Raw genomic sequence first — 16,325 nt, forward strand, 5'->3', positions numbered from 1 at the left:
TCCAGCCTTCGAGCGGAATACCTGAAAACGCGTTAGAAGCTGCAGGGCATACTGCGGATGGCGTGGATGAAATTGCCTGTGACGTATGTCGGCTCGCCGGCTTCGATGTCGGGCACCTGCCGCAACAGCTCGCCGAAAATGGCGCGCAATTGCGCCCGCGCCACATGAGCCCCGAGGCAGAAGTGCACTCCGCCACCGCCGAAACCCACATGCGGGTTGGGGCTGCGGCCCAGGTCGAACCGCTCCGGATGGTCGAAGGCCTCGTCGTCCCGGTTGCCGGACGCGTAGAACATCACCACCTTCTCGCCGGCCGAGATGGTCTGTCCGCCTAGCTCGAAATCCGTTGTGGCCGTGCGTCGGAAGGTCATGACCGGGGTGGCCCATCGGATGAATTCTTCGACCGCGGTTCCGATCCGGTTGTCGAAATCCTCTCGTAGCCAGGCCCGCTGGTCGGGGAAGTCGGTGAGGGCTTTCATGGCGTGGCTGGTGGTCTGTCGCGTGGTGTCGTTTCCGGCCACGGCAAGCAGCACGAAGAAGGCGGCCACCTCCGCGTCGGTCAGCCGGTCACCGTCGACTTCCGCGTTGACCAGACTGCTGAAAAGGTCGTCACCGGGATCATCACGGCGCTGGGCGGCCAATGAGCCGGCCACCTCATGGAGATACACCTGGTTCTCGAACGCGACTTCGAGGGGGTTGCGGCCGTTCAGGAAGTCCGGGTCCTCGAAAGACACCAGGGCATCGGCGGCATGCGCCACTTGCTGACGCTCCGATTCCGGAATCCCCACCATGTCCGACAACGTGCGGATGGGCAGTTCCTTCGCGCAATGTTCCACGAAATCGGCTCCGCTGCCCGCGGCGCGCAGCTCCTCGACGATGGTTTTGGCGTTCTGATTGATCGACTCTTCGATGCGCCGAACCTGCCTCGGGGTGAAGGCGGCGTGGGCGAGTTTGCGCAGCTTGGTGTGCCGAGGCGGATCCATCGCCAGAAACGACTGCGACGCCTCGAGCAGCTCCTCGGGATAGTTCTCGAACAGCACTCCCTTGCCCGACACGAACACCTCGTTGTTGCGGCTCACCGCGACGATGTCGGAGCGACGGGTAACGGCCCAATAGCCGCGGTCGTTGGGATCGGGCAGCATGGCGTCTTCGACAGGAGGGTGCCAGCTCACCGGCCGCTCGGCACGCAAGACGGCGAACGTGCGTTCACGGTCGTCAGCCGTCGTCGACCAGAACGCTCGCGAGGAAAGGTCTATCGGGTCGTAGTCGCGGGTCTTGCCGGACAGTCCTGTCGCCTCAGTCATCCTCGTGACTTTATGTCTAGACATAATGTCTAGTCAAGATGTAAATCTACGAGTTATGCTCAGCAAATGCCGTCCGTCACCCGAAAGCCGCAGCCCAACCGCCAGCAGCGGCGAGAGCAGATGGAGCGGCGGCTGCTGGAAGCGACCGAACGCCTGATGGGCGACGGCACCAGCTTCACCGAACTCAGCGTGGACCGGCTGTCGACCGAGGCCGGGATTTCGCGCGCCAGCTTTTACATCTACTTCGAGGACAAAGGCCACCTGCTGCGCCGGTTGGCCAGCGAGGTGTTCGCGGAGTTGGCCGGCGGCGGGGAACGCTGGTGGGGAGTGGCCGGGCGACACAATCCGGACGACTTGCGCGCCGCGCTGGCAGGGATCGTCGCGAGCTTTCGCCGTCATCAACCGGTGCTCGTCGCGCTCAACGAGATGGCCGGTTACGACCCGGCGACGGCACAGACTTATCGCGATCTGCTGACCGGAATCTCCGGACGCATGGCCCAGGTTATCGAGGCGGGCCAGGCCGATGGATCGATCCGCCCAGAACTGCCGGCGGCCACCGCGGCCAGTGCCTTGGTCTGGATGGTCGAGCGGGCGTGCCAGCAGAACCTGCCGAACGAACCACCCGACTACGACGCCGAACTGATCAATACGCTGACCGAAATCGCTTGGGGCGCACTGTATCTAAAGTCTGCCTCGCAGTGACGCCAGAAATTCAGCGCGCTCGGCGCAGCTCGGCGACGAATCGCCGTCCTTGGTTGTCGGTCACCTGCCAGGAGTAGGGGCCGATGAGTTGAGAGTAGCCCAGCATCTGGACGGCTGCGCGGCCGTCTTGCTCAACGCGGATGCCGTCGACACGCAGGCCGTTGGACGTTGTGAGTGCCCACATGGTGACTCCCTTTTCTCGCTTGCTCTGAGAAAAGGGTCAGGGGCAGGGCTGCAAGGATCCTTCATAGATTCTTGGAGCGACTTCTTGGAACGCCGAGCAGACACAGAATCGCACGCAAGGGCCGCTGTCTGTGCGATTCTGCGTCTGCTCGCCAAGCCGCCGCCGAGGCTACACGGCCACCAGGTCGTCGGCGTGCACCGCCGGACGGCGCAGCTCGCCGGGTAGCTCGGAGGTGGACCGGCCGATCATCGACGCGAGCTCCGTTGCGTCGTAAGCGACCACGCCGCGGGCGATCATGGCCTCGTCCGGTCCGCGCAGTTCGACGACATCGCCCGCCGAAAACCCGCCCGATACCCCGGTGATGCCGGCGGGCAGCAACGAACGGCGCTGCCCCACGACGGCACGCACCGCCCCGGCATCGAGCCTCAACCAACCCGCGGCGTCCGCGGCGTAGCGCACCCAGAACCGCCGCGCCGACATGCGGTCGGACCGCGCGGCGAACACCGTGCCCACCGAGGCGTCGGCCAGCGCGGTTGCGGCGTCGGTGGCGGCCGCCAGCAGCACCGGCACACCTGCGTCGGCGGCAAGCAACGCTGACGACACCTTCGATGCCATCCCGCCCGTGCCCAGGTGGCTGCTTTGTCCGGCCACCACACCATCGAGATCAGCCGCTCCGGCCACTTCGGCGATAAACCGTGCACCTGGCATTTTTCGGGGGTCCGAGCCGTAGAGGCCGTCGATGTCGGACAGCAGCACCAATGCGTCCGCGCCGACCAGGTGGGCCACCAGCGCGGAAAGCCGGTCGTTGTCGCCGAACCGGATTTCGTTGGTGGCTACGGTGTCGTTCTCGTTGACGATCGCCACCGCATGCAGTGCCCGCAACCGGTCCAGGGTGCGCTGAGCGTTGTTGTGCTGCACCCGCATCGAGATATCGTGGGCGGTCAGCAGCACCTGCCCCACCGTGCGGCCATAGCGCGCGAACGCCGCGCTCCACGCGTTCACCAGCGCCACCTGCCCGACGCTGGCCGCCGCCTGCTTGGTGGCCAAATCATTTGGGCGCTTGGACAATCCGAGCGGCTCGATGCCCGCGGCGATCGCGCCCGAGGACACGATGACGACGTCGGAGCCCGCCTTCATGCGTCCCTCGATTGCGTCGACGAGACCAGCCAGCCGGCTGGCGTCGAACATTCCGTTCGGCGTTGTCAGCGCGGTGGTGCCGACCTTGACGACGACGCTTCGCGCGGTCCGGATGGCTTCGCGGTGGCGACTGTTCATGAGTGCCGCTCACGGCGCCGGCGACGAGCCTCCTTGCGCTCGGCGGCGCCGACACGGTCTCTGCTTTCCAGGCGCGCGTCCGTGCCGCGGCCGGACATCGCGACGTCGACGCCGGCGGGCGTCTGCGGTTCCCAATCGAAGGTCATCTCGCCGATGGTCACCGCGCATCCCGGTTTCGCACCCAGCCGCAGCAGCTCCTCCTCCACTCCAAGGCGGGCCAAGCGGTCAGCGAGGTAGCCGACTGCTTCGTCGTTGTCGAAGTTCGTTTGGCCGATCCAGCGCTCAGGCCGTGCGCCGCTGACCACGAAACCACCGTGCGCGTCGGGCTGGACTGTGAACCCACTGTCGTCCACCGGAACTGGGCGGATCACCGGCCGTCGGGCCACCACTGGCGGGCGTTGCGCGTTGTAGTCCGAGATCATCTGCCAGAGGCCAAAGATCAACGGCTGCAAGCCTTCCCGGGTAGCCGTCGAGACCAGGAACACCGGCCAGCCGCGCGCGGCGATGTCCTCTTGGACGAACTCGGCGAGCTCGCGGGCATCCGGCACGTCGATCTTGTTGAGCACTACTGCCCGGGGCCGCTCGGCCAGATCGCCAAGCGTCGCGTCCCCTTGCAATGTGGGTGTGTAGGAAGCAAGTTCGGCCTCCAGCGCATCGATGTCGGAGATCGGGTCGCGGCCCGGTTCTTCCGTGGCGCAGTCCACGACATGCACCAGCACCGCGCAGCGCTCAATGTGGCGCAGGAAGTCCAGGCCCAGGCCGCGCCCCTGTGACGCGCCCGGAATCAAACCGGGCACATCGGCGACGGTGAAAGCGTGCTCTCCCGCGGATACCACCCCGAGGTTGGGAACCAGCGTGGTGAACGGGTAGTCGGCGATCTTGGGCTTGGCCGCCGAGATCACCGAGACCAGCGAGGACTTCCCGGCCGACGGAAAGCCGACCAGCCCGACGTCGGCGACGGTCTTGAGCTCCAGCGTGAGGTCGCGGGACTGGCCCGGCTCGCCCAGCAGCGCGAAGCCCGGGGCTTTGCGGGCACGCGACGCCAGCGCGGCGTTGCCCAAACCGCCGCGGCCACCGGCGGCGGCTTCGAAGCGGGTACCCGCCCCGACCAGGTCGGCGAGCAACCTGCCGTTTTCGTCCAGCACGACGGTGCCGTCGGGCACCTTCACTTCCAGGTCCGCGCCCGCTGCGCCGTCCCGATTGTTGCCCATCCCCTGTTTGCCCGATTGGGCTGCGATGTGCGGGCGGAAGTGAAAGTCGAGCAGGGTGTGCACTTGCGGGTCCACGACGAACACCACGCTGCCGCCGCGCCCACCGTTGCCGCCGTCCGGACCGCCCAACGGCTTGAACTTCTCGCGGTGCACCGAGGCGCAACCGTTGCCGCCGGAACCTGCCCGTGCGTGGATGACGACGCGATCGACAAACCGAGGCATCGGGGGTCCTCTCACCCGTCTCGCTCGCCGAACGTGTAGCTACTGCGAGATTTACCTCGAATTATCGCAGTGGGTGCACGCTCGCGACGCTTAGTCGGTGGTCTGCCCGACGATGCTGACGGTTTTACGTCCGCGCTTGACCCCGAACTCGACGGCACCGGCCGCCTTGGCGAACAAGGTGTCGTCGCCGCCGCGACCCACGTTGACGCCCGGATGGAATTTGGTGCCGCGCTGACGGACCAGGATCTCGCCGGCCTTGACGACCTGGCCGCCGAACCGCTTCACGCCTAGCCGCTGAGCTGCGGAATCACGACCGTTGCGGGAGCTGGAAGCGCCCTTTTTGTGTGCCATGTCTGTCGCCTCGTTACTTGATGCCGGTGACTTTGAGGACCGTCAGTTGCTGACGGTGTCCCTGCCGCTTGTGGTAGCCGGTCTTGTTCTTGAACTTGTGGATCCGGATCTTGGGACCCTTGGTGTGCTCGAGCACCTCGCCGGTCACCGCGACCTTGGCCAGTGCCGTGGCGTCGGTGGTCACGTTGGCGCCGTCGACGACGAGCGCGACCGGCAGCGACACCTTGGCTCCGGGCTCGGATTCCAGCTTCTCGACCTTGACCACGTCTCCGACGGCGACTTTGTACTGCTTGCCGCCGGTCTTGACGATTGCGTAGGTCGCCATCGTTGCTCCTGCCTTAACTCTGCTCAGCTTCTCGCGCACGGGCCATCGGGCCGGGCGCGTGGTGGATCTTGTGGCGCGGGCCCATATCTCCCGCTCGCCGGCCGAACGCTACTCGCCCAGCCTGGCGACAACTGTCCAAGGGTACGTGACCAGCGGCTACAGGGTCAAACTGCCGAGTGTGACCTAGAACCTCGACTTAGATGTGTCCCGGCATTCCGCCACCACCGATATGCCCCGGCATACCCCCACCGATGTGCTCGTCAGGAATACCGCCGCCGATGTGCCCCGGCATACCCCCACCGATGTGCTCATCGGGGATACCGCCACCGATGTGTTCGTCGGGCGCTCCGCCAGCAAACGGGTCCCGCGGTGTGTCCGCCGGCGGCGCATCGATCGGCGGCGCTGCCTCGATGGGAGGAGCCGCAGCCGCCGGCGGAGCGTACGGGCCCCCGGCACACACCGGGTCGGTAGGCATGGAAATGCATTTCGTATCGGCCGGACCGGTGGGACCACCGGGACTGTCGAGACCAGCGGGACCGGCATAGGGGCCGCCCTGACACTCGGCTGCCCACGACATCGTCGCGCAGCGGGGATCGTCCGGGCCGGTCGGAAAACCAGGATCAGGATCGTCGACGAAAGCGCGCGTACCGAAGCCAGCTGCGGAGCCGGGCGTCGCGTCCGCGTGAACGGCCGCGCCCGCCACGGCTATTCCTACTCCAAATGACGCGGCCACGACGGTTTTCGTCAACGCGCCGCGGACTCCCCGAGCCATTGCCCCCCTCATCCACCACTCCTTACGTGCGGACCCCAACCAATGACCTGAGGTGTGCCGTTACCGATGCATCACCGCGTATCGTCGCACGCCAGCTCCCCCTGTGGGGTTGAAACAGTGGGCCGCAGTTTGCTAGTCGGCGTGGATCGGTCCTCATCGACGATCCGACTGGGTGCCGGCAGTTTGGTCTGGGGCTGACGTCAATATTCGCGAACAAGCGACGAGGGGATCACGTTGACCCTCCCACGCGGAGGGTGCACATGGTCGGGCGGCATTCGTGGGCCGCGATCCTATCGACGTGTTTGAACCGGAGCGTAGCTGCTCAATGTTTGCCGGGTTTGCATTGACGTCCGTAGCAACGAACGAAATAGAACAGCGCAGCTAAGACCTTAGGTCGGCTATCTACCAAGCTGCCTGACATCACTAGTCACATAGCAAATACGGCTTATGGGGCAGGTTCGGTTAAAGCGGGCCCAGCGCAGAACGGTGGGGGTTAATATTCAGTCCTGAACCTCGAAGGAGGTGTCAAAGCGTATGCAAGAGCGGAGTGTCAGCGGGCGGCGAAATTTCATCCCTTGTCGACTTGTGGTCGTCTTCGGAATTGTTCGTCCTTTCTGTAGTGTGCGCGCCCCACCTGGACCCGACTGCGTTTACAAGGCTAAACACGGGCCAGAGAAGGCCAAACAACATCAGCGTCCATTGTGTCCACCTTTACGGGATCTTCAGCACAGGTAAGGAACCACCATGAAAGAGACCAGTTGTGTCACTCGCGCCGCAATTTTCGCAGCGGGCGCTGCGGCGGTGGCCGCGCTGACCGTCACCGCGGCGCCCACGGCATACGCCGCCGGGGACTGGGGCGCGCTCGCGGTTTCGGCGGACGGCAAGACGGGCGGGACAGCAAGTGGTGCGAACGATGAGACAACCGCCATGAATTCGGCCGCTAGTAATTGTCAAGCAAAGACCAACTCGAAATGCACTACGGTCACGTCGCTGCACCGCGGCACCGAGCACGCCTGTGGTGCGTTGGCCGTCCCAGCAAATGTCCAAGCCCCCAACGGCCCGCACGTAGCGCAAATGGGTTATGGCGGCTCGGTCGACGCAGCAAGGCAAGCTGCTTTGCAGCAACAACCCGGCGGGAACATCGTCGCCGCAGCGTGCGCCTGACTGACCCGGCGAGCGGCTAGCGCAGCGGTTTGTCATGTGAAGGCGTCCGCGCGCGACCGGAGCCTGTTGTCGCTGGCTGCGGCGAAACCACGGCGTGAGGTTGTCGACCTGACCGCCGAGGACAGCGCAGCAGGCGTTGCTGGGCTCATCGACGTGTCTATGAATGATGCCGAGCGATTGGGCCAGCGGACTGAATTGCCAAGCTGCCCAACGCGCCTGAACCGACGCGGTCCGCCGCCGGCAGCTGTGTCGATACCCACCCAATCCCGCCACGGCGGCGCCGACCATCCCGTCGGCCCATGGAGCCGTGGGAGCGAACCTACCGGTGCCATCGCCACCGCGTGGCACTAGCACTGGATCGGATAACATGCCCCTGCCCGTACTGGCAGGACGCAGTCGCCAGTCGGCGATGCGAGTTTGCTAGTCGGCGTGGATCGGTGGACCGGCGGGCCTGCCCGCTGCGCGCCGCCGGCGCGGACGTTCGGTTGCGCGGTCAGCGGAGCCGCCCGTCTCGGAGTCGGAGTCGGAGTCGGAATCGGACTCCTCGACGTCGAGGTCGTCGTCGTCGAGGTCGAGGTCCTCATCGTCGTCGTCGAGTTCGTCATCGTCGAGGTCCTCCTCGACGTCTTCGTCATCGAGTTCGTCGACGTCTTCGCTGTCTTCGTCGTCGCGGTCTTCGTCTTCTTCAGTGTCGTCGTCGTCTTCGTCGTCGCTGTCCTCGCCTTCGACGTCGTCAGCGTCCAGCTCGTCGGTGTCGTCGAAGTCCTCCTGATCGGCGTCCTCCAGGACCCGCTCTTCGGTCACCTCGCCGGCCCCAGCTGTCGAATCCTGGTCGGACTCGCCCGCTTCCCCGTCACTGCCATCGGCAGCACCCAAGGTTCCGGACGAGCCGGCGGCCATCGCCTTGAACATCGGGTGCTCACCCGGAGCGTGCGCGGGCACCTTGGCCACCACAGGTTCGTCGGTGCGGCTTTTCTTCGACCGCCGGCCGCGTCGACCGCCGGAGTCGGATTTGCGGCCGCCGGCCGCGGCCGAATCGACGGGGTCGGCGTGCAGCAGAATGCCGCGGCCGCCGCAGTTCGGACATGAGGTCGAGAACGCCTCGATCAGACCGGTCCCAAGCCGCTTGCGGGTTAGTTGGACCAGGCCCAGCGACGTCACCTCCGACACCTGGTGGCGGGTGCGGTCGCGGGCCAGCGCCTCAGTGAGCCGGCGCAACACCAGGTCGCGGTTGGACTCCAGGACCATGTCGATGAAGTCGATGACCACGATTCCGCCGATGTCACGCAGCCGCAGCTGACGCACGATCTCCTCGGCCGCCTCGAGATTGTTCTTGGTCACCGTCTGCTCGAGGTTGCCGCCGGACCCGGTGAACTTGCCGGTGTTGACGTCGATGACCGTCATCGCCTCGGTCCGGTCGATCACCAGGGTGCCGCCCGACGGCAGCCACACCTTGCGGTCCATCGCCTTGGCCAGTTGCTCGTCGATGCGGTGCACCGCGAACACGTCAGGAGCCGGCTGCCCCCCCGAAGACTCGGCCGGCTCGTATTTGGTCAGCTTCGAAACAAGTTCGGGGGCAACAGAATTCACGTACTCGTTGATCGTGTTCCAGGCTTCGTCGCCGGAGACGATCAGGCCCGCAAAGTCCTCGTTGAACAAGTCACGGATGACTTTGACCAGAACGTCAGGCTCCTCGTACAACGCGATCGCGGCACCGGCGGCTTTCTCCTTGGTCTCGGCCGCCTGGGCCTCGATCTGCTGCCAGCGCTCCTGCAGCCGCGTGACGTCGGAGCGGATATCCTCCTCCTTGACGCCCTCCGACGCCGTCCGGATGATCACCCCCGCGTCGGCCGGCACCACCTCCCGCAGGATCTCCTTGAGCCGCTGGCGCTCGGTGTCGGGCAGCTTGCGGCTGATCCCGGTCGACGACGCGCCGGGTACGTACACCAGGTAGCGGCCGGCCAGCGATACCTGCGTGGTCAGCCGGGCGCCCTTGTGTCCGACCGGGTCCTTACTGACCTGCACCACGACATAGTCGCCTGGCTTCAGAGCCTGTTCGATCTTGCGATCAGCACCGCCCAGGCCGGCGGCTTCCCAGTTGACTTCACCGGCGTAGAGCACGCCGTTGCGGCCGCGGCCGATGTCGACGAACGCCGCCTCCATCGACGGCAGCACGTTCTGCACGATGCCCAGGTAGATGTTGCCCACCAGCGAAGCAGATGCCGCCGACGTGACGAAATGCTCGACGATGATGCCGTCTTCGAGCACCGCGATCTGGGTGTACCGGGCGCCGGGGTGCGGCGGCTCGGTACGGACCCGATCGCGCACCACCATGACCCGCTCGACGGCCTCGCGGCGCGCCAGAAATTCCGCTTCGGTCAGCACCGGTGGGCGGCGCCGTCCGGCGTCCCGCCCGTCGCGACGCCGCTGCCGCTTCGCCTCCAGCCGGGTGGAGCCGTCGATGCCCTTGATCTCGCCGCTCGCCGAGCTTCCTGAGCCGTTGCCGTTGTCGTCAGCCCCGCCCTTGCCACCTGCACGGGGTGCCCGCTCGTGTACCACCGTGTTCGGCGGATCATCGGGTGCCGGACCGTCATCGCCGTCATCACCGGAACCCGACTTACGGCGCCGGCGCCGCCGGCGCCGCCGGCTGCCCGCCTCCGCGGAGCCGTTCTCGTCGTCGCCGTTTTCGGTGTCGTCGACATCGTCGGAATCTGAGTCTTCGTCGTCGGCATCGCTGGACTCGCCACCCTTGGCTTCGGTCTCGTCGCCGCTGTCAGCGCCGTCACCTTGACCTTCGGATCCGCCCTGTTCGCCCCGGCCGCGGCCGCGACCACGACGGCCCCGACGCCGGCGCCGATTGGCCGGTCGATCGGCCTGATCGTCATCGTCGTCAGTGTCGGAATCGTCGGCAACGTCGACGGCTTCGTCGGCAGCTTCGTCGTCGTCGGCGCCGCGATAGCCGGGTGCCGCTACCGGTTGCGGTGCGACGAACAGCGGCATGTAGTGGGGCCGCTCAGTTGCGGTCTCCAGCATCAGCCGTGATTCCGGCTCCTCGGGCGTGCCGGCCTCGTCTGGCGGGCTCTCGGAACTTTGGGAGCTCTCCGGGCTGTCCGGGGGTTCGTTGGCCAGCAGCTCGCGCACCCGAGCGGCATCTTCGCGGTCCACGCTGGAGTGTGCGCTGCGGATCCTTCCATCGAGCGCGCTCAGCGCGTCCAGGACCCGCTTGCTGGTGGTTCCCAGGGTTCGGGCCAGGGAATGGACTCTCAGGCGGTCCGGCAGTTCCTCGACCGGTGTCGGCGCAGAGGTTGTCTCCGGAGAGGTGCTCTCTGAAGAGGTGTTCTCTGAAGAGGTTGCTTCTGAAGATGGGGCACCGTCTACCACGTATTCTCCTCAAGCCCCCGGGCGCGTCCGTGCGACGCGGCCACGCGAGGGCTTCGCTATGGGCCCGAGTACTTCTCCCGGGCTTGTGATGGTCTCGCACCGAGCAGCTCAACAGAACCCACTCGACGCCGTGCTGAATGATGGCTCGGCATGCCGCGCCGCATCGCGGATGGCGATGGTCGCGCTTGTCTAAGTCTTCATTCGGGTGTCCGACGCCGGTCCGGCGACGTTCACCCGTCCATCAGTATCCCACATCACTGAGCGGGGTCATCCAGTTGTGAGTCGAGCGCCCCGGCAGAGGCGATCAGGCGGGGTCAGACGGAGGTCAGTCGGAGGGAAACCACAGCGCGATCTCGCGCTGAGCCGATTCGGCCGAATCCGACCCGTGTACCAGGTTGAACTGTGTCTCCAGCCCGAAGTCACCGCGGATGGTGCCGGGCGTCGCCTTCTCCACCGGATCGGTACCACCGGCGAGTTGCCGAACCGCCGCGACCGCTCGAGTCCCCTCGACAATCGCGGCCACCACCGGGCCGGACGTGATGAACTCCAGCAGCGAGCCGAAGAAGGGCTTGCCGTCATGTTCGGCATAGTGACGGCTGGCCAACTCCTCGCTGACATGTCTGAGCTCGAGCGCGGCGACGGTGAGGCCTTTGCGCTCGATCCGGCTGATGATCTCGCCGATCAACCGCCTTTCGACGCCGTCGGGCTTGATCAGTACGAGGGTCCGTTCGGTCACGGCGCACAGCGTACCCAACCGGGGGCGGGCCCGCGGGTACCCAGCGGACCGAGACTGCGGCCAGGGCTTCCCAAGTGGCCGAAAGCGCGCCCCCAGCGCAGGTTCGACGCCATCACCGCAGACTCGGCGCGAACGGATGCCCTGTCAGTCCGGTGCAGCCGGTGGTTGATCCTGCCGGCGCCGGACCTCGGAGCGCAGATACGCGATCAGTGCCCACACCCCGCCGAACAGCACCCCGATGAAACCCACACCGGGATACACCGCGAAACCGGCGAGCAGCACCAACTGCATGCCGAGGTTCACCCAGATCGCCCACGGTCGGCGCTGCATCCCGGCAAGCAGGATCAGCAACAGGGTCACGCCGATCAGATAACTCAACGAGGCGGCCGTCAGCCCGCCACCAACCGCGCCCACCACCGGTATCGCCAGCAACACCACGATCGCCTCCAGCAGCAGCGTCGCCGCCATCACCGCAGCGAAGCTCTTCCAGGGATCAGCGGGGCCTGGGGGGTCAGGGCGGTCAGCGTGGGGCCCGGGAGTCTGGTCGGTCATTCCGGATCACGACCGAACAAGGTGCGGGCGGCGCCGGCGGTGACCACCGAGCCGGTGATGACGATCCCGGTGCCGGAGAAGGCGTCCTCCGTCGAGGCCGCTTCGTCGACCAAGGCAGTGGCGGTGTCGATGGCCTCGCGCAGATTCTCGGCGGTCAGCACCCGCTCGGCGCCGAACTGCTCTCGCGCCGCTGACGCCAGCGTCTCGACATTCAGGGCCCGCGGCGACCCGTTGTGGGTAACGACGACCGAATCGAACACCGGCTCGAGCGCCGCCAGGATCCCGTCGACGTCCTTGTCGGCCAGCACGCTGAGCACCCCGACCAGCATTCGGAAGTCGAACTCGTCGGTCAACGTCTGTGCCAGCGCGGCCGCCCCGGCCGGGTTGTGCGCGGCGTCGATGAACACCGTCGGTGCGCTGCGCACCCGCTCCAGCCGTCCTGGGCTCTTGACGGCGGCGAAACCGGCCCGGACCGCATCAACGTCGAGCTGGCGCTGCGCGCCGGCACCGAAGAACGCCTCCACCGCCGCGAGCGCCAGCGCCGCGTTGTGCGCCTGGTGTTCACCGTGCAGTGGCAGGAAAAGGTCGGAGTACACCCCGCCCAGGCCCTGCAGCTGCAGCACCTGACCGCCGATCGCGATCTGCCGGCCCAGCACCGCGAACTCGGAATCCTCGCGGGCGACCGCGGCGTCGGCGCGCACCGCGGCGTCCAGCAGCACCTGCATTGCTTCAGGCACCTGACGGCCGATGATCGCGACGGTGTCCGGCGCGCCCTCGGGCGCCCGGGTGATGATGCCCGCCTTCTCACCGGCGATGCCGGCGATGTCGGAACCGAGATAGTCGACGTGATCGATGCTGATCGGGGTGATCACGGCCACCGGCGCATTGACCACGTTGGTGGCGTCCCACCGTCCGCCCATTCCCACCTCGACCACCGCGACCTCGACGGGTGCATCGGCGAACGCGGCGAACGCCATCGCGGTGAGCACCTCGAACTTGCTCATCGCCGGTCCGCCGGCCTCTCGCGACTGCTGGTCGATCATCTGCACGAACGGCTCGATCTCGCGGTAGGTCGCCACGTACCGCGCCGGGCTGGTCGGTTCGCCGTCGATGGCGATGCGTTCCACCGCCGACTGCAAGTGCGGGCTGGTGGTTCGCCCGGTACGACGCTGCAGCGCGGTGAGGAGCGCGTCCACCATCCGCGCCACAGACGTCTTGCCGTTGGTGCCGGCGATGTGGATCGACGGATAGCCGAGTTGTGGCGAACCCAGCAGATCCATCAACGCGCTGATCCGGGTCAGGCTGGGCTCGATGCGGGTCTCCGGCCAGCGCTGGTCCAGCAGGTGCTCGACCTGCAGCAGCGACGCGATTTCATCCGGCGTGGGGACGGCGCGGGTGCTATGCGGCCGGTCTGCCGGCTCGAAATTCATTGCAGCGCAGCCAGCTTGGCGGTAATCCGGTCAGTCTCATCGGTGGCCAGCCGCTGGCGGTCGCGGATCTTGCCGACGACGGCTTCCGGGGCCTTCGCCAGAAAGTCGGCGTTGGCCAATTTGGCGGTGGTCGATGCCAGCTCCTTTTGCGCTGCGGCCAGATCTTTTTCCAGTCGGCGCCGCTCGGCTGCGATGTCGATGGTCCCCGAGGTGTCCAGCTCGACGACGACGGTGCTCCTCATGTCGGGACCGACCCGAACCTCGAGCGACGCCGTCGCACCGAAATCCGGTTCCGGTGCCGTCAGCCAGGCCAGTGATGTCACCGCGCCCACCTGTGTGGTCAGATCCGCTTCGTCCACTCCACTGAGCCGGCACGGTACCTTCTGCCGGTCCGCCAGACCTTGATCGCTGCGGAAGCGGCGAATCTCGGTCACCAGCTTCTGCATGTCGCTGATCCGCTGCGCGGCAACGGGATCCAGGGTGATACCGGAGGGCACCGGCCAGTCGGCGATCACGAGCGACCCCTGCCCGACTGCCCCGTTCGTCAAAGCCCGCCAAAGCGCCTCGGTGAGGAATGGGATCACTGGGTGCAACAATCGCAGCAGCGTGTCCAGCACCGCAGCCAGCACCGCGGTGGTGAGGGCTTGCCCATTGGCCAATTGCGCCTTGGCCAGCTCGACATACCAGTCGCAGAATTCGTCCCAGGCGAAGTGGTAGAGCGCCTCACAGGCCCGGCTGAACTCGTAGCCGTCGAAAGCCGAATCTACTTCGGCGCGAACCTCTTCCAAGCGACCCAGGATCCACCGGTCGGCGTCGGTCAACGTGTCGAGTCCGGGTAGCGGCGCCAGTTCGGCGCCGTTGAGCAGCGCGTACCGGGTGGCGTTGAACAGTTTGGTGCCGAAGTTGCGTGACGCGCGGACGTGGTCCTCACCGACGGACAAATCGCCGCCGGGACTGGCGCCGCGGGCCAGCGTGAAGCGCAGCGCGTCGGCGCCGTACTTGTCCACCCAGTCGAGAGGATCGATGACATTGCCCTTGGACTTGCTCATCTTGCGTCCGGACTCGTCGCGGATCAGCCCGTGCAGGAACACGTCGGTGAACGGCACCTGCGGGCCGCGCCGGCCGTCGAGCGTGATGACGTCATCGCCGCCAACAAAGGTGCCGAACATCATCATGCGCGCCACCCAGAAGAACAGGATATCGTAACCGGTGACCAAAACGCTTGTGGGATAGAACTTTTCCAACTCGGGCGTCTTAGTCGGCCAGCCCAGGGTGGAGAACGGCCACAGCGCCGACGAGAACCAGGTGTCCAGCACGTCGGGATCCTGCTCCCAGCCCTCCGGGGGCGTCTCGTCCGGGCCGACGCACACCTTTTCGCCGTCGGGCCCGTACCAGATCGGAATGCGGTGGCCCCACCACAGCTGCCGCGAAATGCACCAGTCGTGCATGTCGTCGACCCAGGCGAACCAGCGCGGCTCCAGGCTGGCGGGGTGAATCACGGTGTCCCCGTTGCGAACCGCGTCGCCAGCGGCTTTCGCCAGCGATTCCACCCGGACCCACCACTGCAGCGAAAGCCGCGGCTCGATCGGCTCGCCGCTGCGCTCGGAATGCCCGACGCTGTGTAGGTAGGGGCGTTTCTCCTCGATGACCCGGCCCTGCGCCGCAAGGGCTTCGCGCACCGCGACCCGGGCCTCAAAACGGTCCATGCCGTCGAATTGCGTTCCGGTGTCGGTAATCCGGCCTTTGGTATCCATGATCGAGGGCATCGGCAACTGGTGCCGCAGCCCGATCTCGAAGTCGTTGGGGTCGTGCGCGGGAGTGACTTTGACCGCGCCGGTGCCGAATTCGGGATCCACGTGCTCGTCGGCGACGACCAGGAGCTCGCGATCGACAAACGGGTGCGGCAAAGTCTTTCCGACGAGGTGGCGGTATCGTTCGTCATCGGGATGAACCGCGATCGCGGTGTCGCCGAGCATCGTCTCGACCCGGGTGGTGGCGACCACGATGTGTGGTTGCGAGTCGTCGAGCGAACCGTATCGAAACGACACCAGTTCGCCCTCGACGTCAAGGTAGTTGACCTCGAGGTCCGAGATCGCGGTCTCCAGCACCGGCGACCAGTTGACCAGCCGCTCGGCTTGATAGATCAGACCGGCGTCGTAGAGCCGCTTGAAGATCGTGCGCACCGCCCGCGACAGGCCCTCGTCCATGGTGAACCGGTCGCGACTCCAGTCCACGCCGTCGCCGAGCCGGCGCATCTGACCGGAGATGGCGCCGCCGGACTCGCGCTTCCAGTCCCACACCTTGTCGACGAACAGCTCGCGGCCGAAGTCCTCTTTGGTCTTGCCGTCGACCGCAAGCTGCTTTTCCACCACGCTCTGGGTGGCGATACCGGCGTGGTCCATGCCCGGCTGCCAGAGCACCTCATACCCTTGCATCCGCTTGCGGCGGGTCAAGGCGTCCATCATGGTGTGTTCCAGCGCGTGGCCCATGTGCAGGTTGCCGGTCACATTCGGCGGCGGCAGCACGATCGAATACGCCGGTTTGGTGCTGGAGGGATCGGCGGTGAAATAGCCCGCTTCCAGCCACTTCTGGTAGATCGCGCCCTCCGTCGCAGCCGGCTCCCACGATTTGGGCAGCGAGTCGGCGGCAGGGCGCTGGCTGGCAGTCACCGGTCAATTCTAGGAACCGGCACGGCTGCCGGTTCAGGGCGGCCGGTGCG

The 16,325-nt window shown here is 66.4% G+C and carries 14 protein-coding genes; 2 read left to right on the forward strand and 12 right to left on the reverse strand.

What is annotated here, in order from left to right; translation table 11 throughout:
• Window positions 1-32 precede the first annotated feature (32 nt).
• On the reverse strand, window positions 33-1,301 hold the full coding sequence (locus A5791_RS16775; RefSeq protein ID WP_067239170.1) for a cytochrome P450: 1,269 nt from the start codon (window positions 1,299-1,301) through the stop codon (window positions 33-35).
• A gap of 66 nt (window positions 1,302-1,367) precedes the next feature.
• On the opposite strand from A5791_RS16775, the gene A5791_RS16780 reads away from it, so the two are divergent.
• Window positions 1,368-2,003, forward strand: coding sequence for a TetR/AcrR family transcriptional regulator (locus A5791_RS16780; protein ID WP_067239173.1), 636 nt, complete (start codon window positions 1,368-1,370; stop codon window positions 2,001-2,003).
• A gap of 10 nt (window positions 2,004-2,013) precedes the next feature.
• On the opposite strand, the gene A5791_RS26535 is transcribed toward A5791_RS16780, so the two are convergent.
• The 6 genes from A5791_RS26535 to A5791_RS26540 form a co-directional block, all read right to left on the reverse strand.
• Window positions 2,014-2,187 (reverse strand): hypothetical protein, encoded by a 174-nt coding sequence (locus A5791_RS26535; RefSeq protein WP_156661392.1) that lies wholly within the window; start codon window positions 2,185-2,187, stop codon window positions 2,014-2,016.
• Window positions 2,188-2,355: 168 nt separating this feature from the next.
• Window positions 2,356-3,462, reverse strand: a complete 1,107-nt coding sequence (proB, locus tag A5791_RS16785; RefSeq protein WP_067239176.1) for a glutamate 5-kinase — start codon at window positions 3,460-3,462, stop codon at window positions 2,356-2,358.
• The gene (gene obgE, locus A5791_RS16790) at window positions 3,459-4,895 is read right to left on the reverse strand and encodes a GTPase ObgE (protein WP_067239179.1); all 1,437 of its coding nucleotides are present in this window, start codon (window positions 4,893-4,895) and stop codon (window positions 3,459-3,461) included. Before obgE ends, proB begins: the two co-directional genes overlap by 4 nt.
• Window positions 4,896-4,985: 90 nt before the next feature.
• Window positions 4,986-5,246, reverse strand: coding sequence for a 50S ribosomal protein L27 (gene rpmA, locus A5791_RS16795; protein ID WP_067239183.1), 261 nt, complete (start codon window positions 5,244-5,246; stop codon window positions 4,986-4,988).
• A gap of 13 nt (window positions 5,247-5,259) precedes the next feature.
• On the reverse strand, window positions 5,260-5,571 hold the full coding sequence (gene rplU, locus A5791_RS16800) for a 50S ribosomal protein L21 (RefSeq protein WP_067239186.1): 312 nt from the start codon (window positions 5,569-5,571) through the stop codon (window positions 5,260-5,262).
• A 196-nt stretch (window positions 5,572-5,767) separates the two neighbouring features.
• On the reverse strand, window positions 5,768-6,355 hold the full coding sequence (locus A5791_RS26540; protein WP_156661394.1) for a hypothetical protein: 588 nt from the start codon (window positions 6,353-6,355) through the stop codon (window positions 5,768-5,770).
• A gap of 732 nt (window positions 6,356-7,087) precedes the next feature.
• Between A5791_RS26540 and A5791_RS26075 the strand changes: the two genes are divergently transcribed.
• Complete coding sequence (locus A5791_RS26075; protein ID WP_082966975.1) at window positions 7,088-7,507, forward strand: DUF4189 domain-containing protein; 420 nt, start codon at window positions 7,088-7,090, stop codon at window positions 7,505-7,507.
• 420 nt (window positions 7,508-7,927) lie between these two features.
• Here A5791_RS26075 and A5791_RS16820 read toward each other — a convergent pair whose 3' ends face one another.
• The 5 genes from A5791_RS16820 to A5791_RS16840 form a co-directional block, all read right to left on the reverse strand.
• The gene (locus tag A5791_RS16820; RefSeq protein ID WP_067239197.1) at window positions 7,928-10,888 is read right to left on the reverse strand and encodes an Rne/Rng family ribonuclease; all 2,961 of its coding nucleotides are present in this window, start codon (window positions 10,886-10,888) and stop codon (window positions 7,928-7,930) included.
• Between the two features lie 325 nt (window positions 10,889-11,213).
• On the reverse strand, window positions 11,214-11,624 hold the full coding sequence (ndk, locus tag A5791_RS16825) for a nucleoside-diphosphate kinase (protein ID WP_067239199.1): 411 nt from the start codon (window positions 11,622-11,624) through the stop codon (window positions 11,214-11,216).
• Between the two features lie 144 nt (window positions 11,625-11,768).
• On the reverse strand, window positions 11,769-12,176 hold the full coding sequence (locus tag A5791_RS16830) for a DUF4233 domain-containing protein (RefSeq protein WP_067239201.1): 408 nt from the start codon (window positions 12,174-12,176) through the stop codon (window positions 11,769-11,771).
• The gene (locus tag A5791_RS16835; protein WP_067239204.1) at window positions 12,173-13,606 is read right to left on the reverse strand and encodes a folylpolyglutamate synthase/dihydrofolate synthase family protein; all 1,434 of its coding nucleotides are present in this window, start codon (window positions 13,604-13,606) and stop codon (window positions 12,173-12,175) included. The genes A5791_RS16830 and A5791_RS16835 overlap by 4 nt, the downstream gene beginning before the upstream one ends.
• Entirely contained in the window at window positions 13,603-16,275 is a 2,673-nt protein-coding gene (locus A5791_RS16840; protein WP_067239206.1) for a valine--tRNA ligase, read from the reverse strand. The genes A5791_RS16835 and A5791_RS16840 overlap by 4 nt, the downstream gene beginning before the upstream one ends.
• Window positions 16,276-16,325 lie beyond the last annotated feature (50 nt).

Origin of the sequence: Mycobacterium sp. 852002-51163_SCH5372311, assembly GCF_001667115.1 — a bacterium.
In the GTDB taxonomy this organism is placed as follows: domain Bacteria; phylum Actinomycetota; class Actinomycetes; order Mycobacteriales; family Mycobacteriaceae; genus Mycobacterium.

Bases quoted from the DNA above. Each gene is read 5' to 3' on its own strand.
- A5791_RS16780 (WP_067239173.1), top strand. From the start codon at position 1,368: ATGCCGTCCGTCACCCGAAAGCCGCAGCCCAACCGCCAGCAGCGGCGA.
- A5791_RS26540 (WP_156661394.1), bottom strand. From the start codon at position 6,355: ATGAGGGGGGCAATGGCTCGGGGAGTCCGCGGCGCGTTGACGAAAACC.
- proB (WP_067239176.1), bottom strand. From the start codon at position 3,462: ATGAACAGTCGCCACCGCGAAGCCATCCGGACCGCGCGAAGCGTCGTC.
- rplU (WP_067239186.1), bottom strand. From the start codon at position 5,571: ATGGCGACCTACGCAATCGTCAAGACCGGCGGCAAGCAGTACAAAGTC.
- obgE (WP_067239179.1), bottom strand. From the start codon at position 4,895: ATGCCTCGGTTTGTCGATCGCGTCGTCATCCACGCACGGGCAGGTTCC.
- rpmA (WP_067239183.1), bottom strand. From the start codon at position 5,246: ATGGCACACAAAAAGGGCGCTTCCAGCTCCCGCAACGGTCGTGATTCC.
- A5791_RS16775 (WP_067239170.1), bottom strand. From the start codon at position 1,301: ATGACTGAGGCGACAGGACTGTCCGGCAAGACCCGCGACTACGACCCG.
- A5791_RS16835 (WP_067239204.1), bottom strand. From the start codon at position 13,606: ATGAATTTCGAGCCGGCAGACCGGCCGCATAGCACCCGCGCCGTCCCC.
- A5791_RS26535 (WP_156661392.1), bottom strand. From the start codon at position 2,187: ATGTGGGCACTCACAACGTCCAACGGCCTGCGTGTCGACGGCATCCGC.
- A5791_RS16830 (WP_067239201.1), bottom strand. From the start codon at position 12,176: ATGACCGACCAGACTCCCGGGCCCCACGCTGACCGCCCTGACCCCCCA.
- A5791_RS26075 (WP_082966975.1), top strand. From the start codon at position 7,088: ATGAAAGAGACCAGTTGTGTCACTCGCGCCGCAATTTTCGCAGCGGGC.